Annotated in this window: 22 protein-coding genes; 18 read left to right on the plus strand and 4 right to left on the minus strand. The window is 46.9% G+C overall.

What is annotated here, in order from left to right; translation table 11 throughout:
• Positions 1-8: 8 nt before the first annotated feature.
• The 8 genes from AC0WRU_RS06565 to AC0WRU_RS06600 all read left to right on the plus strand — a co-directional run bounded on the left by AC0WRU_RS06565 (position 9) and on the right by AC0WRU_RS06600 (position 10,770).
• Positions 9-2,225, plus strand: coding sequence for a hypothetical protein (locus tag AC0WRU_RS06565; RefSeq protein WP_476127707.1), 2,217 nt, complete (start codon positions 9-11; stop codon positions 2,223-2,225).
• The gene (locus tag AC0WRU_RS06570; RefSeq protein ID WP_476127708.1) at positions 2,194-3,213 is read left to right on the plus strand and encodes a pilus assembly protein; all 1,020 of its coding nucleotides are present in this window, start codon (positions 2,194-2,196) and stop codon (positions 3,211-3,213) included. The genes AC0WRU_RS06565 and AC0WRU_RS06570 overlap by 32 nt, the downstream gene beginning before the upstream one ends.
• Before the next feature lie 93 nt (positions 3,214-3,306).
• Positions 3,307-3,819, plus strand: coding sequence for an A24 family peptidase (locus AC0WRU_RS06575; RefSeq protein ID WP_476127709.1), 513 nt, complete (start codon positions 3,307-3,309; stop codon positions 3,817-3,819).
• A 65-nt stretch (positions 3,820-3,884) separates the two neighbouring features.
• Positions 3,885-5,777, plus strand: coding sequence for a DUF6382 domain-containing protein (locus tag AC0WRU_RS06580; RefSeq protein ID WP_476127710.1), 1,893 nt, complete (start codon positions 3,885-3,887; stop codon positions 5,775-5,777).
• Between the two features lie 423 nt (positions 5,778-6,200).
• Positions 6,201-7,616: a helix-turn-helix domain-containing protein gene (locus AC0WRU_RS06585; RefSeq protein WP_476127711.1), complete on the plus strand. Its 1,416-nt coding sequence runs from the start codon at positions 6,201-6,203 to the stop codon at positions 7,614-7,616.
• A gap of 349 nt (positions 7,617-7,965) precedes the next feature.
• Positions 7,966-8,922 (plus strand): IS30 family transposase, encoded by a 957-nt coding sequence (locus AC0WRU_RS06590; protein WP_476126731.1) that lies wholly within the window; start codon positions 7,966-7,968, stop codon positions 8,920-8,922.
• 324 nt (positions 8,923-9,246) lie between these two features.
• On the plus strand, positions 9,247-10,470 hold the full coding sequence (locus AC0WRU_RS06595; RefSeq protein ID WP_476127712.1) for a WXG100 family type VII secretion target: 1,224 nt from the start codon (positions 9,247-9,249) through the stop codon (positions 10,468-10,470).
• Positions 10,471-10,485: 15 nt separating this feature from the next.
• Positions 10,486-10,770, plus strand: coding sequence for a contact-dependent growth inhibition system immunity protein (locus AC0WRU_RS06600; RefSeq protein ID WP_476127713.1), 285 nt, complete (start codon positions 10,486-10,488; stop codon positions 10,768-10,770).
• Positions 10,771-11,307: 537 nt separating this feature from the next.
• Here the strand turns inward: AC0WRU_RS06600 and AC0WRU_RS06605 are convergent.
• A complete protein-coding gene (locus AC0WRU_RS06605; protein WP_476127714.1) occupies positions 11,308-12,222 on the minus strand; it encodes a TIGR01777 family oxidoreductase in 915 nt (304 codons plus the stop codon).
• A 272-nt stretch (positions 12,223-12,494) separates the two neighbouring features.
• On the opposite strand from AC0WRU_RS06605, the gene AC0WRU_RS06610 reads away from it, so the two are divergent.
• From AC0WRU_RS06610 to ppnP, 4 genes are all read left to right on the plus strand, one after another.
• Entirely contained in the window at positions 12,495-13,622 is a 1,128-nt protein-coding gene (locus AC0WRU_RS06610; RefSeq protein ID WP_476127715.1) for a deoxyribonuclease IV, read from the plus strand.
• Between the two features lie 22 nt (positions 13,623-13,644).
• Positions 13,645-14,544 carry a formyltetrahydrofolate deformylase gene (gene purU / locus AC0WRU_RS06615; protein ID WP_476127716.1) on the plus strand — a complete coding sequence of 300 codons (900 nt, stop codon included), beginning with the start codon at positions 13,645-13,647 and terminating at the stop codon, positions 14,542-14,544.
• 391 nt (positions 14,545-14,935) lie between these two features.
• Positions 14,936-16,981 (plus strand): transketolase, encoded by a 2,046-nt coding sequence (gene tkt / locus AC0WRU_RS06620; protein WP_025682405.1) that lies wholly within the window; start codon positions 14,936-14,938, stop codon positions 16,979-16,981.
• Positions 16,982-17,150: 169 nt separating this feature from the next.
• Positions 17,151-17,465, plus strand: coding sequence for a pyrimidine/purine nucleoside phosphorylase (gene ppnP, locus AC0WRU_RS06625; RefSeq protein WP_025682404.1), 315 nt, complete (start codon positions 17,151-17,153; stop codon positions 17,463-17,465).
• A 112-nt stretch (positions 17,466-17,577) separates the two neighbouring features.
• Here ppnP and AC0WRU_RS06630 read toward each other — a convergent pair whose 3' ends face one another.
• Positions 17,578-18,477: an NAD(P)-dependent oxidoreductase gene (locus AC0WRU_RS06630; protein ID WP_476127717.1), complete on the minus strand. Its 900-nt coding sequence runs from the start codon at positions 18,475-18,477 to the stop codon at positions 17,578-17,580.
• Between the two features lie 253 nt (positions 18,478-18,730).
• Between AC0WRU_RS06630 and AC0WRU_RS06635 the strand changes: the two genes are divergently transcribed.
• The 3 genes from AC0WRU_RS06635 to AC0WRU_RS06645 all read left to right on the plus strand — a co-directional run bounded on the left by AC0WRU_RS06635 (position 18,731) and on the right by AC0WRU_RS06645 (position 21,456).
• Complete coding sequence (locus AC0WRU_RS06635) at positions 18,731-20,086, plus strand: glucose-6-phosphate isomerase (RefSeq protein ID WP_025682402.1); 1,356 nt, start codon at positions 18,731-18,733, stop codon at positions 20,084-20,086.
• Positions 20,087-20,236: 150 nt separating this feature from the next.
• On the plus strand, positions 20,237-20,869 hold the full coding sequence (locus AC0WRU_RS06640) for a YigZ family protein (protein WP_476127718.1): 633 nt from the start codon (positions 20,237-20,239) through the stop codon (positions 20,867-20,869).
• A 5-nt stretch (positions 20,870-20,874) separates the two neighbouring features.
• Positions 20,875-21,456: a TetR/AcrR family transcriptional regulator gene (locus tag AC0WRU_RS06645; RefSeq protein ID WP_025682401.1), complete on the plus strand. Its 582-nt coding sequence runs from the start codon at positions 20,875-20,877 to the stop codon at positions 21,454-21,456.
• A 168-nt stretch (positions 21,457-21,624) separates the two neighbouring features.
• Here AC0WRU_RS06645 and AC0WRU_RS06650 read toward each other — a convergent pair whose 3' ends face one another.
• Positions 21,625-22,026, minus strand: coding sequence for a secondary thiamine-phosphate synthase enzyme YjbQ (locus AC0WRU_RS06650; protein ID WP_476128589.1), 402 nt, complete (start codon positions 22,024-22,026; stop codon positions 21,625-21,627).
• A gap of 233 nt (positions 22,027-22,259) precedes the next feature.
• Between AC0WRU_RS06650 and AC0WRU_RS06655 the strand changes: the two genes are divergently transcribed.
• Together AC0WRU_RS06655 and AC0WRU_RS06660 are read left to right on the plus strand one after the other, a co-directional pair.
• Positions 22,260-23,321 (plus strand): sulfate/molybdate ABC transporter ATP-binding protein, encoded by a 1,062-nt coding sequence (locus AC0WRU_RS06655; protein ID WP_476127719.1) that lies wholly within the window; start codon positions 22,260-22,262, stop codon positions 23,319-23,321.
• 150 nt (positions 23,322-23,471) lie between these two features.
• Complete coding sequence (locus AC0WRU_RS06660) at positions 23,472-24,242, plus strand: MBL fold metallo-hydrolase (protein ID WP_476127720.1); 771 nt, start codon at positions 23,472-23,474, stop codon at positions 24,240-24,242.
• Positions 24,243-24,251: 9 nt separating this feature from the next.
• Here AC0WRU_RS06660 and AC0WRU_RS06665 read toward each other — a convergent pair whose 3' ends face one another.
• The gene (locus AC0WRU_RS06665) at positions 24,252-25,745 is read right to left on the minus strand and encodes an aminotransferase-like domain-containing protein (protein ID WP_476127721.1); all 1,494 of its coding nucleotides are present in this window, start codon (positions 25,743-25,745) and stop codon (positions 24,252-24,254) included.
• A 133-nt stretch (positions 25,746-25,878) separates the two neighbouring features.
• Between AC0WRU_RS06665 and AC0WRU_RS06670 the strand changes: the two genes are divergently transcribed.
• On the plus strand, positions 25,879-26,790 hold the full coding sequence (locus tag AC0WRU_RS06670; protein WP_476127722.1) for a DMT family transporter: 912 nt from the start codon (positions 25,879-25,881) through the stop codon (positions 26,788-26,790).
• Positions 26,791-26,843: the final 53 nt, after the last annotated feature.

Consider the following 26,843-nt stretch of genomic DNA (forward strand, 5'->3'; position numbering starts at 1 on the left):
GGAAGCAAGTGTTTGGAAAAGGACGTAATGCTAAGGATAGCGAGTTAGGAGCCGTCACGGTCTTTTTGATTCTGATTTTAGCGGTCATGTTCGGCTTTATTGCTGTTTTTATTGATTATGCACGAATTGCCGCGCTGCATGTGCAAACCGAACGCTTGACCCATGCGGCGGTTCGTTCAGTTATGTCTGCCTATGATCCGGCATTGCAACAGGATTACGGTCTGTTTGCCTATGGTGAGAGCAGCGGAGAGCAAATTATGGTCAAAGTGCTGAACGACAGCGCCAAGCGCACACCGCATGCAGACACACTGCCACTTATGAACACGAAGCTGGATTCAAGCTCTTTGCACATGGAAAGAGAGCTTGGTAAATATGCCATATTTAACGAGCAGATTCGTGAAGAAATGAAGTATAAAGCGCCTGTCGATTTTACAGTGGAAGTGCTGGAAAAGCTGAAGCCGCTCTCTCAGAACATGAAAGAGGCCTCGCATACGGTTGATTTGCTGAAACGGCTGCAAAAGCTGTATGACAAACGTGAGGCCAAGCTGGATGACATGCTGGAAAAGCAGCGTGAGGCAGGAGCTTATATGGAAGAGGTTCGCAAACGGATCATTAAACAGAGGGGCGCGTATATTCCTAATCAGTATATTTGGGATTCCCTTGAGGTTGTAGCCGATATTGCTGCCCAATATAAGCATTACGTGCATGTGTATGAGGATAATAAAAAGAGTGTAGACGACGTTAAAATCATGCAGATCGAGAAATATGCGAGCAGGGCGAGATCGGCACTTGATCGTCTGGGTCAAGCCATGACCAAGGTAGGAAAAGAGCATGATGAGCTGCTTGTAGAGGCTAAGGAGCCGCTGAATGAAGCCAGGCAAATTAACGAAGAGATGCGTCTAGTCATTGCTCAATATAAACAGAGGGCTGCCAATGCAGGGTATGATGAGGTTTCCGCAGCCCCTACTCCGAGTGGAGGGAGCTCCAGTGCTGATCCGTCTGTAGGAAGCGCAAGGCAGAAGGCTGACGATTTATTGATTCCAGATCAGGAATTTGATCAGATGGAAGCGAATATAGAAAAGCAACGAATAGCTATTCGTACGGTTAACAACAGATTAACGAGTATGATCCGTACGCTATCCTTTTATACAGATCCGAATCTCAATACAGATATGTTCAGACAAGAAGTGATCTCAACGCTCAAGGAAATGGATCAATATTTGAATGCATATGCCTGGTCAGGACCTTCTAATGTACTCGATGGTGAAGCCAGAGCAATGGACACGCGACGTGGACCTGATAAAGAACGCAAGAAGATGGAAAAAGAGGCGAAGAGCAAGCTCAAGCAAGCCTATCAGATCATTGAAATGCTTTCAAAAGGTACACAAAGTGCCGGACCATTTCAAAAGCTGGAGCAGTATTACAATGAAAGTATCTCTTTTAACCAGTCTGCATCCAGCCCGTCTGTATCCGCTGATTTGTCCTATGATACCTATGATGCGGCAGGAGCTTCCATGGATAGTATGGATGGTCTATACGGGGCGGCATCCGGCTTGCTGACGCAACTGGGGGATGAATTTTTCCAGAATGAATATGCGCTTTCTTACTTTAATCACGTGGATTTTAGCCGATTTGGCAGTTTAGCCGGATCAGGTGGGAGGGTGGGAAATACAGCGCAAATTTTGGGAGATCAACTGGAGCTGAATAATCAGGAGGTCGAGTACATTTTGTACGGTTTCCATAATCCGACTGGAAACCTAGCCTCCGCTTATGGCGAGATTTTTGCTATGAGGCTGGCCATTCGCACGATGGAGGGTTTGGTCAAAAATAGCTCCAAGGGCAATCCGTTGGTCGTTTTGGCGGCAGCTCTTTTATATGGGGTAGAGAAGGCGATTGAAGATATGATTATGCTGGCCCAGAAGGGGTATGTGCCTTTGTCTGATTTTCTGAAATTTCGAATGACGTATAAGGATCATTTGAGATTGTTCCTCATGCTCCATAGCAATAATGAACGGAAAATGTCCCGTATGCTGGCCCTGATCCGCCTGAATACAGATGTCAATCCTGCTGAACGGCAAACGTATGCAAGGGGCGAGGTTAAGAATGGGATGCGGCTGTGGTTTTTACCTGGGGTGATGAAGATGCTGGGCACTGCCTCAGAGGAAGGCGAAAGCATTAAGGGAAGTGTGTACTATGTTACGAAAACAGCGCATTTTTCTTATTAATCGGTATTTACAGCGGATTGGTGGACGGAGTCGCCGTGAACAAGGAAGTATCGTTTTAGAGGCGTCGCTAGTGTTGCCGTTGTTTCTATTTTTTATTATTTTTCTAATTTATATGGTACAGATGACGCTGGTATCTACTGCCTTGCAGACCACCGCTTCAGAAGCGGTTAAACAGGTTTCGGCTAAAATCTATCCGGTGTCTCTGGCGGTGGATGCGGCGTCTGCGAAAATAGATGCAGTCCGCCAGCCGCTGGATGAGCTGCCCAAGTTATCTGTGAGTGAATATGCAAGCCAATTCGCTGCCCAGCTGCCACCTCCCATCGGTGATTGGGTGGAAAGCGCTGTGCAGGGGGGAAAAAAGCCCATGGAGGAGCTACGTGGGCGCTTGACAGAAGCCGCGCTTGATCCTGTTCTAAAGCCGCTGTTAAAGCCTTTTATAGAGGACAGCATTCTGGAGTATGACCGTATACATGTAACGAACGTGCATGTGCCGTCTCTTACGGGAAATAAGGACCCTTATTTTAGGGTGGAGCTGTCTTATGAGCTGCCGATGAAGGTTCCCTTTCTGTATCGTAGCATTGTGCTTCAGGCGGCGGCAGAAGAACGTCTTTGGATCGGTGATACGGGAGAGGGAGCAGGTACAGGAGATGCTACAGCGGTTAAGGATGCCCGGGGTTCCATACAGCTGCTTGCCAAGCCTGAGCCTGCCGTGAAGGGTGTATATAACTTGATCAAGGCCAAAGTGGAACCCGGAACGTCAGCTAATCTTTCTGTACTTTATAAGTCGGGCCAAAGCACGGCTCAACACTTGGGCTGGATCTCTGCCGATGCGGACGGGATTATTGAATGGAACTGGTTTGTAGGTACAAACACGACACCCGGTCAATGGAGCTTTGTGATCGAAACGGACGATGGACAACGTATCGAGGTTCCATTTTCGGTAGAGAAGACGACCGACGGGGAGAGGAACACGGATGGTTCGCCATAGCACGGATATATGGGAACGATGCGAATAGATAGAGAAAATAACGATGGAAAAGGTTTGAAACGCTTCGTGCTTATCATTAAGGGGGGGATTGCATTGACGTGGATGTATATCGTATGTGGTGTTTTGCTGGCGATTGCGCTGGTCACGGATTTACGTAGTATGAAAATTCCTAACAAGCTTACGATGCCCGGCATGGCGGTGGGCTTGCTGTTTAATACGGTGTTTGGGGGCTGGCATGGATTTTTATTTGCAGCGGCTGGACTGGGTACGGGATTTGGCTTCATGTTGATTCTGTACTGGATGGGAGCTGTAGGTGCTGGTGATGTGAAGCTGTTTGGCTTGATCGGAGCATGGACGGGGGCCGCTTTTGCATGGCAATCGGCTCTCTATTCGATTTTTTTCGCGGGTATTATTGGTTTGGTGATCCTGCTGTGGAGACGGGAAACCATCATGAGATTGCGGCGTGTGGCTTTTAATCTGGGAGGATTCTTTCTGTTTCGCAGCGGCAAGGCGCTGACGAACGGGAGGGAAGCACACCTCAGGTTTCCTTTTATGACCGCCGTCATTCCGGGAGCGATCAGTGCTTATCTTTATTTTTTGCCATAACTTACGCAGTTGGGTAGATATGATGATACTCACGGGGATCGGGAAAATGCTAAGGAGGTCATGAATTGTTTGGTTTAAGCAGGGATTTTGCCCGCAACGGCGGGACATTTATGATTTTGAACAAGGAAGGCGGGCTTAAGACCGATGATTTAAATTCCGTGCAAACCGGAATGATGACTGGCAATCGGATTCCCGGTCTTCTGGAGCTGAGAATCAAGGAAGTCGATTTTCAGGTGGAGCTGCACTACGATATTTCGGGTCAACGTATGCTGTCTCAGGTATGGAAGGGAGGAGGAGTATCGACTTCCGATTTCTACCGGATTCTTTTTGAAGTGGCGGATGCCCTTCATCGTAGCCCGCAATATATGCTGGATAGGCGCCAATTTATTTTGCATGAGGATTATATTTTTATGAGCGGTTCAGGCTCAAGGGAAAACGTCAGTTTAACCTATGTTCCTTTGCAGGGTGTACTGTATGAAGGACAGGCTGGGAGCCAATTTAAGCAATTGGTTATTCGCTTGATGACACGTGTGGTTCATTTTCAAGGGGACCATATGCAGCGCATATTTGAACTGTGCGACAAGAATGAATTTGATCCGAGAGCGTTGAAGGAGCTACTGTTGCAAGGGATGACGGTCGGCGCAGACAGCTTTAGCCCTCAAAGTGAAGATGGAGAAGGAAGCAGCAGAGATACCCGTGTTCGAATGGGAGTTCAAGGAGAGCGTGACGGATTGCATTCAACAGATGTATACGGAAAATCTTTTCCGTCAGCCGATCATTCGACGAGTCGAGGAAGATATGGGCAAGGAGAAGAATCTAAATTCTTCGCCTCAAGGAGCCAGAAATATCAGAAAAAAATACATGAGGATCAGGAGACGCTTCAAGAGATTCAGGACCTTAAACGGATCAATCGGCTCAAGCCGTCCGTGAAGCCCCAGGAGAACGATGAGGCAGATGTAGAAATAGAAGAAACGGAGCCTGCGTTGCAGAAGTATAAAACGTACATTGCTTTAGGCTGTCTTCTCGCTTCGGCTATCGTGTGGCGCTATATTTATCTGGACCATCCAGATACGGTGCCGCTCGTTATTTCCGTTGTGCTGACCTTGGTACTCGCAGCCGTTGCTTATATGAGCTGGGCGGGAAAATGGGGGCGCAAGGGCGCTTCGTCTCCTATCTATGCCGATTCAGTCCCTGTGCTAGATTCGGAATGGCTTGGCGCTTCTCCTGCACAGCGGAAAAATGACCGTTATCAAGTCGATAAGCTGACCGGATTCGTAGCAGGGAGTCAGAATAGGGATAAGCACTCTTCCAATTCAGGTGATCAAGGACAGGAAAGCTGGCGATGGTCTTTTCCTGACCCGGAGTCCGAAAATATGGGTAGCCAGAATGCGGGAGAAAGAGGTAAAGCTTCTGCACTTCACGACTTGCACAAGCCACAGGGGATAGGTGCGGATCGGAGAAATGATTTGGAAGCGAGTGATACCAGCGAGGCATATTATAAGTCGCTGTCTGGTGTGACGGAGCTGCTAAATGCTACATCAAGGCAAGAAACTGTGCTGCTTCGTGCAGATCAAGGGGTACATATTCCACACGTTCAGCAATCACCGATTGCCTGTCTGGAGCGCAAGCCACCGGGAAGTGGAGCGGCCGAGCACATTCGATTGCAGCCGGATCAATTTGTTGCAGGCAGCTTCTTCATCGGAAGAGAGCCACAATTGGTACAGTTTGTGGAGCATACGGAGGGAGCGTCCCGTTCTCATATTGAGCTTTGTATTGATGCAGAAGGGCAAGGTCACATTGTCAAGGATTTGTCCTCGACGAACGGAACCGTTCTGAACGGAGAGCCAATGGTGCCATACAAGGAGTATGCTATGAAGGACGGAGACACTTTTAAAATAGCCGGAGTATCCTATACTTATCGGCTGGAATCTTTTAAATCTTCTTCCAATGCCTCTTGAGTGAAGGGTAGTTTGATATGTATAAAGAAGGAGCCCATTTAATGTTATGGGCTTCTTTTGTATTTTAATAGAAAGGGGTTTATTCAGTTTCTTCCACTTGAATAACGTCAAATAATTCCCCTAAAGTAATTTCTAAATATCCACAGATATTGGCTAGCAATGAGGTCGAAAGACGTGAATTATCCAGACCCTGATTGTTGACAATCCAAATTATACATAAGCGAAATGATGATACCCTTAATCAAGAAATCTTTGAAAACTATCCGAAAAGGTATCTTAAGTAAATATCTGAGAGGTATATAATTTTGTACCAAAAGATGGTACAATTATGAGCAATAAAACAAATGTATTTTACTACTTGTTTCTCAATTACATAATTTTTTAACTATAATAACGATTTCACGTTGAAAGGGTGTTTTATCCATGAAAATCACACCTACGATACGGACAGAATTAGACAGATACTTAAAACAAGAGGGTTTGAGTCTAACGCAATTTGGACATATTGCAGGCATTAATAGAGGGATAGTAAGTGGTATTGTGACAGGAAATAAGTCTATGTCCATTAACCAGTTAGATTGCATTACTGAGGCTATGGGTTTACCGGAAGGCTACTTTTACGACTTATTTATAGAAAACTACATCATCGACATTCCCCCGAATATGAGGCGGATCGAGCCATTTTTGTATCGCTGTGCGGAGTTGGGCAAGTTTGACTCGATTCGTCGAGTGGTGGAAGCCATTATGGACAATCTACTCTATTCGCCCAAACTGTTTGACATTGCAGAGGCGCTATTAGCACAAGGACGACATGTCGCTGCATTACTACTCTATGAAGGTGTAGCAGAAGCGGAAAAATACCAACATTCGGAACGTTTGGCAATCTGCCATTATCGTATATTCACAATTCAGGTTGGAGACGATCAACGCCAAAATCTCAATGCAGCTACGATATTTGAAGCTTTTGTTGAGCGCTTAGATGAAATAGACCAGCTTGACGCATTGAAGGACTTGGCGAACGTGTACAGGTCTTTGCGTCAATGGGACAAGGTTGATGAAATGGCAAAAAAAATGAGAGATAAAGCGGAAATCCAATATTCAATGAAGCATCAGCAAAAGAATCGAAAGAGCAGGGAGCATAAAAAGGAAACCAGGGGGCCGTTATTTGGATATATTGCTTATGCTGACTTACTGTGTGCCAGTGTTTGTGAAGCCCAAGGCGATTATCAGCAAGCACTACAATATACATACGCCTACGCAGACTTGGATTGGGTTAAAGAGACAGACCAAGATACCCAACACTGGATCGGCTTGTTTGAGCACTGGGCAAAAGCTAATGTTATTGTGAATAAGCTTTTATCTGGAGATATAAATGTGTTACAAGATTATGTTGAATATATTGATGCGGCGGAGGATACAACTCAAGAAGATAGGGTTATTCAACTGCTGAATATTATGATAGCGGCTAACCAATATAAGATCGACGTTAGTGATATAATTAAACGGTTTGAAACAGACATTGCATCATTATCGCAACACTCATCAGGTGATATGTATACTCAACAAGTGGTACCTGATTATTTTGCGTGGTGTGGTTACGAATTAGCCTACTATTACTTAAATCAGGGTATATACAGTGATGGTTTTAATCATTTGATGTATTCAATGGTAAGTTATCATACACTAAATAATAAGGATTATTTTATAAATTGCATGGGTTTGTTTTTGCATTTCAAGGATTATGCGGCTCCTGAAACCAAAGCAGATTTTTTAAATCTTATTGAAAAGGTGTGGATGAACAATGTTAAAAAAAGTGGTAATGCTGATCGTCGCGGTTAGCTTTTTGTTTATTGTTACTGTACCTGTTCACTCGCATGATATACAGCCTCAAGTACAGCATGGTGGATTTTAAACGTGTAACAAATTGAATTAAAAAGTTGTTCAAAAATGCACTCCCAAAACGGTTATTGGAGAGAACCAACAGGTTTAGCCAATGAAGTTTTGGGGTGCATTTTATTATATATGAGTAATCAATATAGAGACAAAAGAGCCAAAGTCAAATAATTTTACTTTGGGACGGATTGTAATATGAAGTGCGACACCTGCTGGAAATAAATAAAAAAGGGCCCATGGCCGGATTCGTGTAGAATGAAGTTACCACACCACCTTCTACAAAGGAGAATCCACCATGAGCTACACACATCTTAGCATAATCGAACGAAGCAAGCTAGAAATCCTGCATCAGCAGGGGAAAAGTGCAAGAGCGATTGCCAAGGAACTGGGCAGGCACCATGCGACCATTAGTCGCGAACTCCACCGCCATGACGAGCAAAAGGCGTATCATGCCGAGCGCTCTCAAGAGAGCTACCACCAGCGACGTAAGGCCTCGATTCCTGCCGGGAAGTGGACTGCTAAGCAGGCGGCGGTCATCGAAGAGAAGCTTCAGGCGACCTGGTCTCCAGAGCAGATCGTAGAGCGGTTGCGTCAGGAAGGACAGCGTGTGGTGTGTTTCAAAACCATTTATCGCTGGCTGTATGCAGGCCTTTTGGTGAGAGGGGCGCTAACCGTACTTCGGCACCAAGGCAAGCGACAGAAGCCAGCAGAAACCCGTGGCAAGTTTACCGTAGGTAAACCCATTTCAAAACGCCCTAAAGACGTCCGTTCTCGGGAAACGTTCGGCCATTGGGAACTGGATACCGTCGTCTCGGGCCGTGGAAAAAGTAAGGGCTGCGTAGCCACGTTCATTGAACGCAAAACGCGTCTGTATACCGCGATCAAGATGCCTGACCGCACGGCGCTATCGATGGAGATTGCCTTTGGCGTAGCCGCTTCTCAGTACCCTACCGGAGCCTTCCAGACCGCTACCGCTGACCGAGGCAAGGAGTTTGCTTGTTATCTCAGCCTGGAAGCTACGCATGGCGTTCAGGTCTACTTTGCTGATCCTTACTCGTCCTGGCAGCGGGGCTCAAATGAGAATGCCAATGGCTTGCTGCGAGAGTTCTTTCCCAAAGGGACGGATTTTGCTCATATCACGGATGAAGATTTGGAGAATGCCCTCTATCTCATCAACCACAGACCACGAAAATGTTTGGGCTGGAAGACTGCTCACGAATCCTTTTCAGAAGAACTGTCGCACTTGGCTTGACAATCCGTCTTGGCAAAAACTCAAACCAATATTGCTCAGGAACTTGGTATCACGAAACAGCAGCTACATAACTACAAAAAAACTCCTGACAATTATTCCTGAGTTACAGGAAATGGTTGAGAGACAGAGTTTAAAGCTAATGGTGCTGCGTTGATCCATGTATCTTATAACAAGGGATTATAATACTTTAGACATAGTAAATCTGTTTATCTCAGTCCAATTGCCGCATAATTAAAAAGGGAATATCAGGATAATAGAAGGATGTCCCTAAACATCTCCTTCTGATAAGATTATTTCCATCAAAATTAAAGTGGGCGTGATTAAATGGGGAGAATATTGGTTCCACCTGACAAGCTGATGCAAGTGGCTGACCAGTTCTTGCATGGTAAACACGAAATGGAACGTATGTTGAATTTTTTGAGTGGAAGAATTGATTTTGTCCAACAAGGCTGGTCTGGAGCTACTCAAGAGAGATTTTTTCAGGAATTTCAGGTTTCTCGACAATCCATGAGTGTGACGCTTGAACGACTATCAACAGTAGCACAGGAACTTATTTTTATTTCAAAAAACTTTACACAGGTGGACGGAGAAAAGGTCGTATTAGATGTACCGGGAAATGGTGTACCTATTAAAACGGCATCCAGCGGTGAAGGTTGGTTACATAAAATCTTTGAACAGATCGGACAAGCTGAGATAACCAAGGCTGAAGCCCATATGGAAGCTAGCAAGCTTCAAGGTGAAATTTTATGGGATACGGCTCAGGGAGCAAAAGGAGCCATTCAGGAAGATTTAACCTTGGGGATGTTACCTGATAAAGAACGGGACTATGATCATCCTATGGCAGCTAAAGTAGGTGAAATTCTCGGTCACGTAGCTATGACATTGCAGGGGGCTGGTGAGGTAATAGTTGGAACAGGTGGAGAAGGATTATCAGTTGCTGTTTCATCTACGGGAGTTGGAAGTATAATCGGAATACCGGGATTGATTGGATCAGCAGCTTTAGCGGCACATGGAGGTACAACCGCAGTTAAAGGAGCAAGCGGAATAGGGAAAAGCTCAGCGGAATTGTGGCAGATGAGGAAGGGAGAAGGGAATTCTAAGGCTGAAATCTTAAAAAATAAAGCCGACGATATACGTAAAAACGTAAATAATGATATATTAGATGAAATGGAATCTAATGGTGGGCATTTGCTTCAAAAGCATGTTGGCAAGACAAATGAAGAATTAATAAAACGTGCATCCCAAGAAGGAGTTCCTTCTACAACGTTTTCTGATAAAAATATAGCTCTGAAATCCACGCAAGAGAATATCAGAAGAAACGCTGATAAAATTGCAGAGTGGATAGAGAACCCTAATTCTAGAGGATATCTCATTACAAAAACGGATCATGAGTTCTCTATCGGACGGGGTGTAGATGTGAAAAATGGAGGGAACTCAGCTTCAAAGCATGTAACAAATGACTTATTGAAGTCCCAATTGTATTTAGTAAAAGATTCGTCTATGCCTACTGGCTATAGAATTATTACGGGTTATCCTGTTTTTAAATAAAGAGGAGAATAATATATGAATCAAGAAGCAAATTATGAGAATTTAAAGTATTTTATAGAGAGTTACTTTAACTGGAGTATGGATTATGCTGATTTAGAGAACTTAATTGAGGAGTTCAAAAGTAGGGAGTTGCCTGCTTATGTTGAAGGTCTGACTCAGGAGATCGAAGAAATAAATGAACTAAAGACTTGGGATAGCATACAAGAATTTGTTTATTTATATGGACAAAGAAATCTGAACATTAAAAAGATTGAGCGCATGATTGAGTTGTTACTGACAAAATTACATGGAGATCAATAAAAATTATCTTGTAGAGCGATAGAATAAAAATGCGACAATTAGCTCACTCATTAAAAGGGGGTGAGCTTTTTACATAGTTAGCCTATCTGAATAAAGGTATATGTGATTTACATACACCTTGCTTCAGATCAACCATGACAAATTGTTGTGCTTGGATAAGGCTCAACAAGTAGAAGGAACAATGTTCTACCCACCGAAATGGCGATCATAATTTTTCGCTTCCTATTGACGAGGTGGGGGATGCAAATTACATACATGCTTGCTTCAAACGAGAGCATGTCAACTCTAACTTAGCTTAGAAAAATGTCCAAGTATATTAAGGACAGATAAAGGAGTAGATGAAATATGGAAAAAAAGAAAAAATATTGGTATATGTATTGGTAAATTAGATGAAACAAAATGCGAGTTAGACGAAATAAGGAAGGGCTCTATGGTTTATTTTAATTAATCATCTTGTGTGAAAATATTTCATACCTAATAAAAGAGGAACCCTAAGCTGATAAAGATCTTATCAGTCCAGAGTTCCTCTTTTTAAATTCAATGCTGCTTATGAGGAGAATGTAGTTCCTCTAGTGCTTCCTTGAGTGAAGGATAGTTAAACTGAAATCCATGCTCCAGCGCCTTGCGCGGGATTACTTTTTGACCATCCAATACGAGGGTACTCATCTCACCGACTAGCTTTTGTACGAGAACACTGGGAACGGGAAACCAGTGTGGGCGGTGGTATACCTCAGCCACGGTTTTCCCGAACTGGTCATTCGTCAACGGGTATGGTGATGATGCGTTTACAGCCCCGGTGATATCCGGCGTATGGATGCAGTGGGTGATCAGGCGGACAATATCCTCAATATGTATCCAGCTCATCCATTGGTTACCGCTGCCTATTTTGCCGCCGAATCCGAAGCTGTAAGGCAGCTTCATGAGTGGGAAAGCCCCGCGTTTGCTGTCCAGCACGAGACTAATGCGCAGCTTGATTAACCGGGCATCGGAAGGATAGGCGTTGGCGGCTTCTTCCCACTGCTCGACCACTTGAGACAGAAAGTCTTCCGAACGGCGTGGGCTGGTTTCATCGAACGTTTCAGTAAGAGATGTGCCATAGGCGGCGACAGCCGAAGCCTGAATGATGACTTTCGGCTTTTTTTGCAGAGCATTTAGTGTTTGGGCCAATTTGGCAACAGACAGCAGGCGTGATTGGAGAATTCTTTGCTTGGACTTGTCCGTCCAGCGCTGATTCAGTGTCTCTCCTGTCAAATTAATGGCCGCGTCTGTGCCTTCTAATGATTCCGGCTTTTGCTTCAGTTCGTTCCAGCTCATATATTGCAAGCGTGGGCTCGCTTCGTGACCTACCATGGGTTTACGGGTGATTACCTTCACAGTGTGCCCGTCGTTGAGCAAGCCTTTGGTCAGCGCACACCCTACTAATCCAGTACCTCCGCATATGACGATGTTCATGGAGTTTGACTCTCCTTCCGATTCGCAAAAAATATATATGTTATAGAATATAACCCTTTTTGAGAAAAAAACCTCATTCGAATGTACCTGTATACGCTAAAGGATGTCAATCCATGCTTTCATTTACCTCGTTTCCCTTACGTGTAATCCTGTTTTGTGTGTGCACTACCATAAAAGCCATGTTGTTTGATTTCAATAATCACGTTAAAATGATTAAATCAAAATAAGACAAGCATAACAGGATAACAAGGATAAGGGGATGAAACCGAATCATGCTGAAAATTGGTTCTCATGTGTCCTTCTCGGACAAGGGTCTGCTCAGCGCTACGAAAGAAGCGTCTTCTTACGGGTCCAGCTCGTTCATGATATACACGGGGGCACCGCAAAACACGCGCCGTAAGCCGATGGAATCCATGTATCTGGAGGAAGGCAAGCAGTTGATGGCTGAAAAAGGGATGGAAGATATCGTGGTGCATGCCCCGTATATTATCAATCTCGGCTCTTACAAAGAAAATACCTATGAGCTCGCGGTCAGCTTTCTACAGGAGGAAATTCGTCGCACCCACGCGATCGGCGTGAAAAACATCGTGCTTCATCCGGGCGCTTTTACCGATAGGGATGCAGAGTACGGCATTCAGCGTATTGCTGATGGCTTGAACGAGGTACTGAACGGCGTGAAGGAGACGGATGTTAACATTGCGCTGGAAACGATGGCGGGCAAAGGTACCGAAATGGGCCGCAGCTTCGAAGAAATTGCCTCCATTATAGATAAAGTAGAGCACAACGAGCGTCTTACCGTTTGTATGGATACCTGTCACATTCACGATGCGGGCTATGACATTGTGAATGATCTGGACGGCGTGCTGGAGCAATTTGATCGTATTGTCGGGCTGGACCGTATCGCTGTGGTTCACGTTAATGACAGTAAAAATGCGGTTGGCGCTCATAAAGATCGTCATACTCCGATTGGATCGGGCTGGATCGGCTATCAGACCATTCATAACGTGGTACATCACGATGCGCTTCAAGGTCGTCCGTTTATTTTGGAAACGCCATGGATTGGGAAGGAAGCGAAAACCCAGCGTCCGATGTATGAGGTTGAAATCGCTTTGCTTCGCGGGAATGTGAAGGAGCGTTTTGGCGATGAGTTTTTGGGTCAGGTAGAGCAACTGCATTCGTTTTTCAAAAAGCAGGATGTGGATGTGCGTAACTTTGTGCTGGATACCTGGACGCTATTGAAAAATGATGCCAAAGCGAAAAAAGCTGATCCGCGCGAGCCGCTGGAACGTCTGTATGACATGGTAACGGAAGCAGCATTGTTTCCGGAGTTGAGCGAAGAACATATTAATCATCGTCTGATTGCCTGGTTTGCCAGCAGTCATTTGCCAGTGACGGTATAAGCCAAGGGGGATTTGTAGCCACATGGAACTTCACGTAAAACATCAGCCAAACAGCACTCAATCTGCGCATGAAAACCGTGCGCGTATGCTCGTATCCTGTCCTGATGGCCCGGGTATTGTAGCGGCCGTGTCTCGCTTTTTGTACGAGCATGGCGCCAATATTGTTCAATCTGACCAATACACGATGGACCCGTCTGGCGGTATGTTTTTTATGCGGGTTGAATTTGATCTGCCATACTTGAGTGATACCCAGCCCCAACTGGAGCAGGATTTTGCCGCGGTTGCAGAACAATTCCGGATGGAGTGGACGATTTCAGCGGTCAGCCGCAAGAAAAAGCTCGCCATTTTCGTTTCCAAAGAAGATCATTGTCTGATGGAGCTATTGTGGCAATGGCAGGCAGGGGATTTGGACGCGGATATTTCTCTGGTGGTCAGCAATCATCCGGATATGAAAGAGTACGTGGAATCGTTCGGCATCCCGTACCACCATATTCCGGTGACAGCCGATACCAAACCGGAGGCGGAGCGCCGTCAACTAGAGGTCATTGGTGAAGATATCGACGTCATTATTTTGGCCCGGTACATGCAGATTATTTCACCCAAGTTTATTGAGCATTACCGTAACCGGATCATTAATATCCATCATTCGTTCCTGCCTGCATTCGTGGGTGGGAAGCCATATGCCCAAGCCTATAATCGCGGTGTGAAAATTATTGGCGCTACCGCGCATTATGTAACTGAGGAACTGGACGGCGGCCCGATCATCGAGCAGGACGTGCAGCGGGTAAGCCACGGTGATGATGTCAATGAGTTAAAACGGATCGGTCGCACCATTGAGCGGGTCGTTTTGGCAAGAGCCGTGAAGTGGCATGCGGAGGACCGAATTTTGGTTCATGAAAATAAAACGGTCGTTTTTAACTGATTTTTATATTTTTTAAAATATAAGAGTTCATACTTCTTACAAGCAAAGCCCGTCAAAATGACGGGTTTTTTGCTTTTTTCTACAGAATGCGGGTGTCAAAACCGGACAAAATGCATTATTTTTCGCAATTTTATGATTTTTAAAATGAGGTTAATACTTTACGGGTATATTTATATTAGGTACTCGGTACGACATTTCGACAACCATCTTTATAAACGATCTGGCAAACCTGCACGGCAAATGGTACAATACTTAAGAATGTATAAGTCATATTGAAACATTCAAGCAGATTCACTCACTTCAATAGGCGTCGTTTCTATATCGGATGGTGATGTTGGAGAGTATGACCGAATGCAATTGACATACTTTTTACAATATGAGGAGGCTAACTATGACTGACCAGAATCAAGCGATTCAAAAGGATGAAAACTCCACGATCGACAATTTGTCCATTACGACAATCCGTACGTTGGCAATTGATGCCATCGAGAAGGCAAACTCGGGACATCCCGGTATGCCGATGGGTTCCGCGCCGATGGGCTACCAACTTTTTGCTAAAACGATGAATCATAACCCGAATCACCCTACATGGATTAACCGTGACCGTTTTGTACTGTCCGCAGGACACGGCTCCATGCTGTTGTACAGCCTGCTGCACCTGAGCGGCTATGATCTGCCTATGGAAGAACTGAAACAATTCCGTCAATGGGGCAGCCTTACACCAGGTCACCCTGAGTTTGGGCACACTGCTGGTGTAGACGCTACGACCGGACCTCTGGGACAAGGTGTAGCTATGGCCGTAGGTATGGCAATGGCTGAAGCTCAACTGGGCGCAACCTATAATAAAGATCAATTCAAAGTTGTGGATCACTTCACGTATGCAATCTGCGGCGACGGCGATCTGATGGAAGGCCTGTCTCACGAAGCGGCTTCATTGGCTGGACGTCTGCGTCTGGGCAAGCTGATCGTATTGTTTGATTCCAATGATATTACACTGGATGGCAAGCTGGATCTGTCTTCTTCCGAGAGTGTTGCAAAACGCTTTGAAGCCTACAACTGGCAAGTGCTGCGCGTAGAAGACGGTAACGACCTTCCGGCGATCCAAAAAGCAATTGAAGAAGCACAAGGCGACTCCACACGTCCTACGTTGATTGAAGTGAAAACAGTCATCGGCTACGGAAGCCCGAACAAACAAGGTAAAGGCGGACATGGCGGTACTCACGGTTCCCCACTGGGTGCAGACGAAGCCAAGCTGACTAAAGAATTTTACAAATGGGTATACGAAGAGGACTTCCATGTACCGCAAGAGGTTCGCGAGCATTTTGCTAAAGTAAAAGAGCGCGGCATCGCAGCGAACAAAGCATGGGATGAGCAGTTTGCGAAATACAAAGCGGCTCACCCTGACCTGGCAGCTCAGTTCGAAACAGCCGTAAACGGCGACCTTCCAGAAGGATGGGACCGTGACCTTCCGAAGTACACAACTGAAGACAAAGCAGTTTCGACTCGCGTGGCTTCTGGTAATGCACTGAACGGATTGGCTCCAAACGTACCGTTCCTGACTGGCGGATCTGCCGATCTGGAAAGCTCCACGATGACACACTTGAACAACCTGACGAACTTTACGCCAGAAGACTATGCCGGCCGTAACATCTATTTCGGTATCCGCGAGTTCGGTATGGCTGCTGCGATGAATGGTATGACATTGCACCAAGGGGTAAAAGTATTCGGCGGTACATTCTTCGTGTTTACGGATTACCTGCGTCCGGCTGTTCGTCTGGCAGCTCTGATGGGATTGCCTGTAACTTACGTTCTGACTCACGACAGTATTGCTGTTGGTGAAGATGGCCCGACTCATGAGCCGATCGAACAATTGGCTTCCCTGCGTATTATCCCGAACCTGACGGTTATCCGTCCGGCGGATGGTAATGAAACTTCCGCTGCTTGGGCTTACACGCTGGAAAACAAGAAAAACCCGGTTGCTCTGGTATTGACTCGTCAAAACCTGCCAATCCTGGCTGCTACTGCTGAACATGCACGCGAAGGTATCAAACGCGGTGCTTATGTCGTTGCAGATGCGACAGACGGCAAGCCGGTTGCTCAAATTCTGGCTACGGGTTCCGAAGTACAACTGGCTGTTAAAGCTCAGGAAGCACTTGCGGAACAAGGTATCCAAGTACGCGTTATCAGCTTCCCAAGCTGGGATCTGTTCGAAAAACAAGACAAAGCATACAAAGATTCCGTTCTGCTGCCTGAAGTAAAAGCTCGTTTGGCTGTAGAAATGGCTTATCCACTGGGCTGGGAAAAATATGTCGGCGACCAAGGTGACATTCTCGGTATCAGCACATTTGGCGCATCCGCACCTGGCGACCGCGTCATTAAGGAATATGGCTTTACGGTAGAGAACGTTGTTAATCGTGTAAAAGCTTTGTTGAAATAAAACAACCTATTAAACAGACAGTCGTAACCTGAGGCTTACGGCTGTTTGTTTCATGCATTGAGGAATGTTGTAGCCTTGTGTATTTTTATACTGAGGCTTGGATTAGAACTATGTTATGATGATGCATAAATTTCATTCAACCATTGATGAGCAGATGAGGGGATAACGAATGACACAGTTTGATGGAGTCAGCGTAGTTAAAAAAGCAAATATATATTACGACGGTCAGGTTACAAGCCGTACGGTCATTTTGGGTGATGGCAGTAAGGTAACATTGGGGATTATGCTGCCGGGAACGTATGAATTCGGCACGGATTCCCGTGAGATCATGGAGATTTTGGCAGGGGATTTGAAGGTGTTGCTTCCAGGTGCTGAGGAGTGGCTGGAAATACAGGGAACGGCAACGTTCCATGTGCCTGCGCAGTCTTCGTTCAAGCTGGAGATACGAAGCGTAACGGATTACTGCTGTTCTTACCCGGAATAATAGTAGTGAAAAAAGGGCAAGCACCACTCGATTTTAAGTCAAGTGTGCTTACCCTATAAGCTATGCGATATGTACAAAAGCACAGCAACATGGTTAAAGAGAAGGATGCGGCTTATTCGAGTGGCTTACCACCAATAGTGCGGCCAATCCACGCTTCATAGGTCTTCACGACAGCGGACAAGTCCTCGTCGCCGTAGCCTTGCGTTTGCCCGGCTTGAAACAGGCTTTTGGCAATGGCCAGCATAGGCGTCGGAATGGACAGGCTATCCGTCAGCGAGGCAGCGAGCTTCAAGTCTTTGAGCATCAAGGCAAGTGAGAACTGGTTGCTAAAATCATGCTCGATGATTTTGCGTCCTTTCAGATCAGCAGCCTTGCTGCCTGCCGATCCTAGCTGTACCAGCTCCAGGAAGCTGTCCGCCGGAATACCGGATTTGGCGGCGATGGCAAAGCCCTCAGCCAGAGCGAGATTGTTAATACCGACCATCGTGTTATGTGCGAGCTTGGCTACGGCCCCGCTGCCATTCGGTCCCATGTGGAGCACTTTTTTGCCCAGCGTATCAAAAACGTCCGACTGTGCGGCAATGGCCTCCGCGTCACCGCCGACCATGAACACGAGCGTACCGTCCACAGCAGCAGGCTTACTGCCCGTTACCGGAGCATCAATGAAGGAACAGCCCAGCTTGTCCGCTTCGGCGGCCAGCTGTTTGACCAGCTCAGGTGAAATGGTGCTGTTGTCCATCACGGTTACACCAGACGTGAGGCCGGCAAACACGCCGTCCTCGCCGTAGTAGATATCACGGATCGAGTTATCATCACTGACCATGGTAATGACCAGCTGCTGACCTTCAGCCGCCTCACGAGGCGTTGAAGCCGTACGAGCGCCTTGCTCTACAAGTGGCTCACAGCGTGAGGCGGTGCGATTGTAGACCGTGACTCCATATCCCTGCTTCAGCAGATTGGATGCCATCGGGGCGCCCATGGTGCCCAGTCCGATAAATCCGATGTTTTTCATAGCTAATCACCTTTCTTGTTGGAGGTTGCCGTCCGATGCAGATGCGAGTTCGGCTTGAATTGACTGCTTAAATATAGGTTGATCTCTATTTATTGTAGCATGGGTATCCCACCCTATCTACACTAGGGTCTGGCAAGGCACCGGACGCACAGGTAACGCAAGCTTGTCAGGCCCTGCAAATTAAAGTATCCTATTCCTAAGTCCTTATGTTCGTATTCATGGTCTTAGCAATACAAAACAGGAGGTTCCAAACATGTCTAAAAAAGTTATTTTCGATTACACCAAAGCGCTCTCCTTTATAGGGCAGCACGAAATTGATTATTTTGCAGAACCGATCAAGCTGGCTCATGAACAGCTTCATAACCAAACCGGTGTAGGTTCCGATTTCCTGGGTTGGATTGACTTGCCTACCAATTATGATAAAGAAGAGTTTGCACGCATCCAAAAAGCTGCTGCTAAAATCCAAAGTGATTCCGAAGTGTTGATCGTAATCGGCATCGGCGGTTCTTACCTTGGAGCACGCGCTGCGATTGAAATGCTGTCGCATTCCTTCCATAATGCACTGCCTAAAGACAAGCGCAAAGGCCCGGCTGTTTATTTTGCAGGCAACAACATCAGCTCTACATATGTGAATCATCTGTTGGAACTGATTGAAGGAAAAGACTTCTCCGTGAATGTCATTTCCAAATCAGGTACAACAACAGAGCCAGCTATCGCTTTCCGCGTATTCCGTGCGGCTCTGGAGAAAAAATACGGTAAAGAAGAAGCGCGCAAACGCATTTATGCAACAACAGATAAAGAACGCGGCGCTCTGAAAAAACTGGCTAACGAGGAAGGCTACGAATCCTTCGTTATTCCTGATGATGTAGGTGGCCGTTACTCCGTGCTGACAGCAGTAGGCTTGCTGCCGATTGCTACAGCTGGCATTAACATTGAGGAAATGCTCCAAGGGGCGGCAGACGCTTCCAAGGAATACAGCAATCCGAATGTAGCTGAGAACGAGGCTTACCAATATGCAGCCGTGCGTAACGCGTTATACCGCAAAGGTAAAGCTATTGAAATTCTCGTGAACTATGAGCCGTCCCTGCATTTCGTTTCCGAGTGGTGGAAACAATTGTTCGGCGAAAGCGAAGGTAAGGATTACAAAGGTATCTACCCTGCTTCCGTTGACTTCTCGACAGACCTGCACTCCATGGGACAATTCATTCAGGAAGGTAGCCGTAACATTTTCGAAACGGTTATCCAAGTGGAAAATGTACCTAGCCACATCACCATCGAAGCAGATGAGGATGATCTGGATGGACTGAACTTCCTGGCAGGCAAAACGGTGGACTTTGTAAATAAAAAAGCATTCCAGGGTACATTGCTGGCTCACACAGACGGACAAGTGCCGAATCTGATCGTGAACATTCCTGACTTAAGCCCATACTCCTTCGGGTACCTGGCTTATTTCTTCGAAAAAGCTTGCGGCATCAGCGGCTACCTGTTGGGTGTGAATCCGTTCGATCAACCGGGCGTAGAAGCTTACAAGAAAAACATGTTTGCTCTGCTGGGTAAACCAGGCTTCGAAGAGCAAAAAGCGGAGCTTGAAGCGAGATTGTCCGAATAAGGAAGCTGTAAAACCCCTATGCGAAACAGGATTTCAGATAGGGGTGTTATAGCGTATAGCACCAAATAAAGTACAGGAAAGCAGTTCACCGGCTGCCAGAAGCGGGGGACTGCTTTCTTGTAAAATGAAGTAAGGAAGGTTATTTGTGATATGTTGGAACAATACCGAACTGTACGCGGCTCCGGCAACAAGGAAATTGTGATCCGGAAATCCCGTTTTATCGGTCACATCCAGCCTGTTCAGACCGAGGAAGAAGCGGCTGCTTTTATCGAGCGCATTAAAAAAGAGCATTGGAACGCAACCCATAATTGTTCTGCCTACATGATCGGGGAACGAGACGAAATCCAGAAGCAATCGGATGACGGTGAACCGAGTGGTACGGCGGGCAAGCCCATTTTGGAGGTTATCCGTAACCAGAAGCTGAAAAATGTGGCAATTGTCGTTACCCGTTACTTTGGGGGGATTTTGCTGGGAGCAGGCGGTCTGATTCGTGCATATTCAGACGGTGCTGTTGCAGCCATTGAGGCAGGGGATGCGATTACGCGTGTGCTGCATCGTGAAATTTTCGTGGAATTGGATTACACCTGGTTGGGCAAAGTGGAAAATGAATTGCGAAATCGCAGCATCCGTACTGGAGAAACCATGTTTACGGATAAAGTTACCTTAACCTGTCTGCCGCTGGCTGGTGATGCGGAATCCTTCAGCAACTGGATAACAGACTTGACACAGGGGCAATCGCTTGTGTCGGAGGGAGAGCAGCTTTACTTTATTGAAGGGGAATAAATAATATGGCTAGAAGAGCAGTAGAACAGGAGTTGTCAAGAGGGCGGATTCTGGAAGCGGCCAGGCACTTGTTTATTACCAAGGGCTACCGTGCTATTTCAATGCGCAGCATTGGCCAGCATCTGGGTTACAGTCATGGTTCGTTATACTATCATTTTAAAGAGAAGGCTGAACTGTTCTACGCCATTGTAATTGAGGATTTTAATACGTTACGCGGAATTCTACTACAAGGAGCAACAGGCACCCCAGAGGATGGTCTGAACAGACTGGAGCACTTGATGCTGGAGTTTATCCGTTTTGGCTTGGAAAATCCTTATCAATACGAAATTATGTTCATGATGCACGATGAAGAACTGTTCGCATACTGTCGCACAGAGCAAAACCGTTGTGTGGAATTATTCGCGTCCATGATCCGTCAGGAATTAAGTGGTCAGGGACATTCAGAGGAAGATTGTTCACGAGCACCGCAAAGTTTATTTTTATCTATGCACGGCTTTGTGTCCTTTTATATTCAGGATGGTTTAACATTTGAAGAGATCAGGCCCGCTGCTTTGGCACATGTAAAGCTGCTGTGCAGAAACCTATGAGCGTACCTGCAATCACATGCCTCGGCTATGAATCTGTAGGGCGCTTTTCTGGGTATATTCACTTCATGACGGTGCCTTATCATTACGGTACTTTGCGAAAGCAACTAAGATTGTAACAGACGATGATGCATCCAGCAGGAGAACATCATGGTCTGTTTTTTTGCAAGATCAGCCTTTTATGATTTTTACATGATACTGGCGTCTGCGTGGCCCGTCGAATTCGCAAAAATAAATTCCCTGCCACCGTCCGAGCAACAACTTTCCATCATGAATAATGACAGTCTGAGAGGGTCCCGTGGTGATAGATTTAAGGTGGGATGCCGTATTTCCTTCCATATGGCGATATTGGGGATGCTCCCACGGATAAACCTCGTCCAGCCTTAAAATCACATCATGTTTGACGTCCGGGTCGGCATTTTCATTAATGGCTATTCCGGCCGTTGTGTGTGGACAATAAATCAGTGCAGTTCCTTCCTGAATTCCGCTTTTTTCGATCAATGAAGCCACCTCGCGTGTAATATCACGCATCTCATCTCGTCCGCTAGTGGATAATTCTAAAGTATGCAACATCATACCCTCTCCCTTCTTCTTATTACTTTACCCATTTTACTTTACCCAATGAACACCTGACGTAATATATAGAGTTGACGACGAAAGCTTTCCTTTGATAAAGTATCACATAAGAAAAACATAGTATATACATTGGAATAATAAAATGATTTCAAATGAGGTACGCGCTTTGCGATAAGCAAGGCTGCTGCTGTTCCGGCACAGATTCAGAAGCGGAAAGGAAGTGTACGGTTATGCATGTGGAAGTAAGGGGTTTAAACAAGCATTTCGGTAATTTTCATGCGGTAAAGGACGTATCCTTTGATATTCAAGCGGGTCATCTGATTGGTTTACTCGGTCCGAGCGGCGGCGGTAAAACGTCCATTCTTCGGATTTTGGCGGGGCTGGAGCAACCGGATGCGGGCGAAATTCATTTTCACGGAAAAAGGGTAAACGAGCTGGCCCCGCAGGAACGCGGAATCGGATTTGTATTTCAAAACTATGCTTTGTTCAAGCACATGAGCGTGTACGACAATATTGCCTTTGGTCTAAAAGTGAAAAAAAGCTCCAAAGCCCGCATCAAGGAACGCGTCACAGAACTGGTCGAGCTGACAGGACTCAAAGGCTTCGAGCATCGTTATCCGCATCAGTTGTCTGGTGGACAGCGACAGCGGGTTGCTTTTGCGCGCGCCTTGGCACCGGAGCCTCAATTACTGCTGCTGGATGAGCCTTTTGCAGCCATTGACGCCAAGATCCGTCAGGAGCTGCGTACCTGGCTGCGGGAGTTGATTGAGCGAGTGGGAATCACTTCGATTTTTGTCACCCATGATCAAGATGAGGCTATTGAAGTAGCCGATGAAATTATGGTGATTAATCAGGGACGGCTGGAGCAGAAGGGAACACCTTGGGATATTTATAAAAAGCCGGGGACCCCGTTCGTAGCTTCCTTTATTGGGGAATCGACGGTGATCGAACAGGCGGGCAGTCTCAAAGGCTTCGAGGAAGCTGCCGGAATGGGAGCGCGTGCCTTGATCCGTCCGGAGTATATTGATATCGGTCCAAGCGAGGAGTTTGCGCTCCTGTCGGCGACCGAGGAAGGTATTGTGAAGCATTTGCATTTTCGTGGGAGTGAATGGATGGTTGAAGTGCAGGTCGGGGACCATTGTCTCATGACATACCGTTCGCTGGAGAAGTCTACGCTGGAACCTGGTCAGCAGGTGCGCGTGCTTGTGCATCGGGCTTATCTGTATAACGACCAGTCCAGCTGGATGGTGGAAAACCGCCTCAAGAAAGATCCAATGCCTATCATGATTTAATAATAAAATGATCACGCATGAGGGGATGTCCGGCCTGATTTCAAGGTTTGGGCATGCTCCTTTTGGCGTTGGGCGCTGGAAGGATTTACGCAGACTTGATGTGTTCGTTATAATAGTAGTAAAAACACCCAGATAGATAGGAGTTAAACCATGAATCGGCTTATTTTTCTTGGCACGGGGGATGCGATGGGCGTTCCGCGTGTGTATTGTGATTGTCTCGTATGTGCGGAGGCTCGCACGACAGGGGCAAATGTGAGGCTGAGGTCGTCTGTGCTGATCGAAAGCGAGACGGAGGACTTTATGATTGATTGCGGCCCGGACTGGCGCAAGCAGATGGAAATACGCGGGCTTCGCTTCATCCGTACCATCCTCGTGACGCACGCACATTTTGACCATATTGGAGGACTGCCGGAATGGGCGGATGCCTGTCGCTGGACGGGGAACAGAGGTCGTTTGTACGCTCCACAGGAGGTGATCGACATGATCCTGCGTCAATTTTCCTGGCTTCCGGGGCATATTGACTTTATCCCTGTCGATCAGGGGGCCTTGCTTGGAGGGTGGAATATCCGGGGATGGCGTGTGAATCACGGGAAGAACGGTTATGCTTATGCTTATCGACTGGAAAAAGACGGCTTCTCGTGGGCCTACTGCTCGGATTCGATTGGGCTAAATGATGCGGAAATCCTGCCCCTGCACAATCTGGATTTGCTCGTGCTGGGAACGAGCTTTTATCATGAGAAGGCCGAATATGCAACCCGCTCGGTATATGACATGCTGGAGGCTCAGGAACTTATAGGGAGACTCCAACCCAACCGCACGGTATTTACACATATGTCTCATGATGTGGATGTCACACGCAACTACGGGCTTCTGGAAGGGATCAGCCTGGCACGGACCGGCGTGAGCCTGCCATTGGAATAATGCTGTCCCTTACATTGTCCGGCTGATACGGAGAAGGGTAGCTATACCTTCTTTGATTTGCAGCTCGTTGGCATACGAATAGGACAATCTCACATGCGTTTTGCCTTCCTCGCCAATCGGATCGAATACATTACCCGGTACGAAGGTGACCGACTCCTGCACACATTTGGCGAGCAGTTCATTAGGTTTCAACGTAGAAGGCAACTGGAGCCACAGACTGAGGCCACCTGCCGGGCTGGTCCAGGTCCAGCCGGAATCGCGGAGGCTGTCTTCCATCGTTTCCTTGCGAATCTGGAGCGCGATACATAGCTTTTTTATATGCTGCTGCATGCGTGGAGATTGAAAGTATTGCAGGAACAGCTTCTGATTCAGCAGTGGCGAACCGTTATCTACCAGCGCTTTGACGTTCAGCAGGCTGTTCATGAGCTGTGGTCGGCAGGTCACGGCTGCGATTCGCAGACCTGGCGCGACATATTTGCTATAGCTGCGAATGTAGACGACGCTTCCCGAAATATCATAGGCAAAAATAGGTGACGGCGGCTTTTGCCCAAAGCTGATGTCATAGGTGCTGTCGTCTTCGACAATAAGGCAACCATAGCGCTCGGCCAGCTCGGGCAGACGTTTGCGCTGTTCCTCGGGCACTGTGAAGCCGGTCGGATTATGAAACGTTGGATTGATATAGAACACACGTGGCTTTTCTGTTTTCATGCACCATTCAAGCTGTTCCATATCATAGCCTTCCGGTCGGATATCGATCATCGTCAGACGCGCGCCTTGTCTGCGGAATATTTCCATGGCAGGGCCATAGGCGGGACGTTCGGTCAACACGCGGTCTCCTGTCCGGATCAGAGAACGGGAAATCAGGTCAATGGCCTGCTGTGCGCCGGAGGTAATCAGCACCTCGTCCGGTGACAATGCAAAATGCTTATCGACGCTAAAATGCTGCGCCATTGCATCCCGAAGCTCGGCATCGCCCTGTACAGAGGAATAGGTGGCCGCTACTTTCGGGTGCTTTTCAAATACCTGCATCATCAGCTCTCTCCAGTATCGGTTGGGCAGGAGAGACGGGTCAATCAGCGCTTTGGAAAACTGGAAATTCGCATTCACCGATTGAACGCGGGTAAGCCCATCCATTCCCCTCCAGGCTGAAACAGACGGATCATCTGCCGCATAGGCGGATTCGGAGTGAAACGAGAGATCAGTGGACGAATGCCCCGAGTAGCCAGCATATTTCGTATGCTCAGTCGCTTGAGAAGCATGAACGTAATATCCTGATTTGTCCTTTACATAGACCAGCCCCTGTTGCTTCAACTCATGATATGCCCGGAAAACGGTTAGCCGATGTACACCCAGCTCCTGAGCCAAGCTCCGTACGGACGGCAGCTTCATGTCTGTTTGCCAATCCCCGCGATCAATCCGCACAGTCACATAATGGATGACCTGCTCATACAGCTTTAAGGCATGATCGGCTGGAAAGAGTAATTCGCTGTTGTTCTTGCCCACGCTGTCCACGCTCCTTTTGTGTGTATTTTACTATAAAACATTTCAAAACCGCATACAACTGTTCTGTGGTTACACATCTGTTCTGTCTGTCTCCCTGTATGCTTGAAAGCAACTGAAGGGAGAGGGACGTATCATGGTTGGTATCGCGTTTACGGTAATGTGTCTTATTTTTGGTACAACGTTTTTGGCTATAAAAGTGGGGGTAGAAGCGGGGCTTCCGCCGTTTTTGTCGGCAGGCGTACGTTTTTTCGCGGCAGGGGCTATATTGTTTATCGCCATGAAGCTGATGGGAAAAGTTCGCTGGTCGTTATTATGGCGGAAGGAAATGGTATTCATTGGAGCGGGAACGACCTTCGGTACGTTTTCGGCCTTGTATTGGGCAGAGCAATATGTCAGCTCGGGCATCGGAGCCATTTTATCAGCCACGGGACCGATGATGATCGTTATTTTGCAATCAATGCTTCTAAGGCAAAAAACGTCGCGGATTACGGTCATTGGCTGCATGATCAGCTTTCTCGGTGTGGTGCTGGTGGTGCTGCCCGGATTGGCGGTTCAGATCAGTGGCCTGTGGCTGGCAGGATGCCTTGTCATTTTGCTGGGGGAGCTCTGTTATTCCGGGGGAGCTCTTTATTCCAAGCGGGTGATGGATGTATTTCGGGAAACGAACCCGATTGCCCTGAATGCGGCGCAAATGCTCCATGGGGGATGGATGCTGCTGTTACTGTCAGCGATCACGGAGCCGTGGAGTTCTGAGGGGTGGCAGTACCTTCCTGCCATGGGCTCTTTATTGTATCTGATTCTGTTTGGTTCGATGATTGCACATACACTGTTTTACTGGCTCATGGAGCGTACAAATCCTCTTTTCCCGACGACGTGGTTGTATATTTCACCGCCGATTGCTGTGGGATTGGGAGCCTTGGTGTATGGAGAGCATGTAAGCTGGTGGATGCTGGCAGGGGTGCTGCTCATTGTGACCGGATTAATGCTTATGAACAATGGAATGATCCGTCTCGTAAACAGGCGAAAGGTGCGTTCCGCTGCCTGATATTTTGAAGTCGTTAGGCATCATATGATATGACAGCAAGAACCTCCAAGCTG

The sequence above is a fragment of the Paenibacillus sp. 1-8 genome, assembly GCF_056316205.1.

Bases quoted from the DNA above. Each gene is read 5' to 3' on its own strand.
- AC0WRU_RS06600 (WP_476127713.1), top strand. From the start codon at position 10,486: ATGAATCAAGAAGCAAATTATGAGAATTTAAAGTATTTTATAGAGAGT.
- tkt (WP_025682405.1), top strand. From the start codon at position 14,936: ATGACTGACCAGAATCAAGCGATTCAAAAGGATGAAAACTCCACGATC.
- AC0WRU_RS06605 (WP_476127714.1), bottom strand. From the start codon at position 12,222: ATGAACATCGTCATATGCGGAGGTACTGGATTAGTAGGGTGTGCGCTG.
- AC0WRU_RS06590 (WP_476126731.1), top strand. From the start codon at position 7,966: ATGAGCTACACACATCTTAGCATAATCGAACGAAGCAAGCTAGAAATC.
- AC0WRU_RS06630 (WP_476127717.1), bottom strand. From the start codon at position 18,477: ATGAAAAACATCGGATTTATCGGACTGGGCACCATGGGCGCCCCGATG.
- AC0WRU_RS06645 (WP_025682401.1), top strand. From the start codon at position 20,875: ATGGCTAGAAGAGCAGTAGAACAGGAGTTGTCAAGAGGGCGGATTCTG.
- AC0WRU_RS06650 (WP_476128589.1), bottom strand. From the start codon at position 22,026: ATGTTGCATACTTTAGAATTATCCACTAGCGGACGAGATGAGATGCGT.
- AC0WRU_RS06655 (WP_476127719.1), top strand. From the start codon at position 22,260: ATGCATGTGGAAGTAAGGGGTTTAAACAAGCATTTCGGTAATTTTCAT.
- AC0WRU_RS06660 (WP_476127720.1), top strand. From the start codon at position 23,472: ATGAATCGGCTTATTTTTCTTGGCACGGGGGATGCGATGGGCGTTCCG.
- AC0WRU_RS06610 (WP_476127715.1), top strand. From the start codon at position 12,495: ATGCTGAAAATTGGTTCTCATGTGTCCTTCTCGGACAAGGGTCTGCTC.
- AC0WRU_RS06670 (WP_476127722.1), top strand. From the start codon at position 25,879: ATGGTTGGTATCGCGTTTACGGTAATGTGTCTTATTTTTGGTACAACG.
- AC0WRU_RS06635 (WP_025682402.1), top strand. From the start codon at position 18,731: ATGTCTAAAAAAGTTATTTTCGATTACACCAAAGCGCTCTCCTTTATA.
- purU (WP_476127716.1), top strand. From the start codon at position 13,645: ATGGAACTTCACGTAAAACATCAGCCAAACAGCACTCAATCTGCGCAT.
- ppnP (WP_025682404.1), top strand. From the start codon at position 17,151: ATGACACAGTTTGATGGAGTCAGCGTAGTTAAAAAAGCAAATATATAT.
- AC0WRU_RS06640 (WP_476127718.1), top strand. From the start codon at position 20,237: ATGTTGGAACAATACCGAACTGTACGCGGCTCCGGCAACAAGGAAATT.
- AC0WRU_RS06585 (WP_476127711.1), top strand. From the start codon at position 6,201: ATGAAAATCACACCTACGATACGGACAGAATTAGACAGATACTTAAAA.
- AC0WRU_RS06570 (WP_476127708.1), top strand. From the start codon at position 2,194: ATGTTACGAAAACAGCGCATTTTTCTTATTAATCGGTATTTACAGCGG.
- AC0WRU_RS06595 (WP_476127712.1), top strand. From the start codon at position 9,247: ATGGGGAGAATATTGGTTCCACCTGACAAGCTGATGCAAGTGGCTGAC.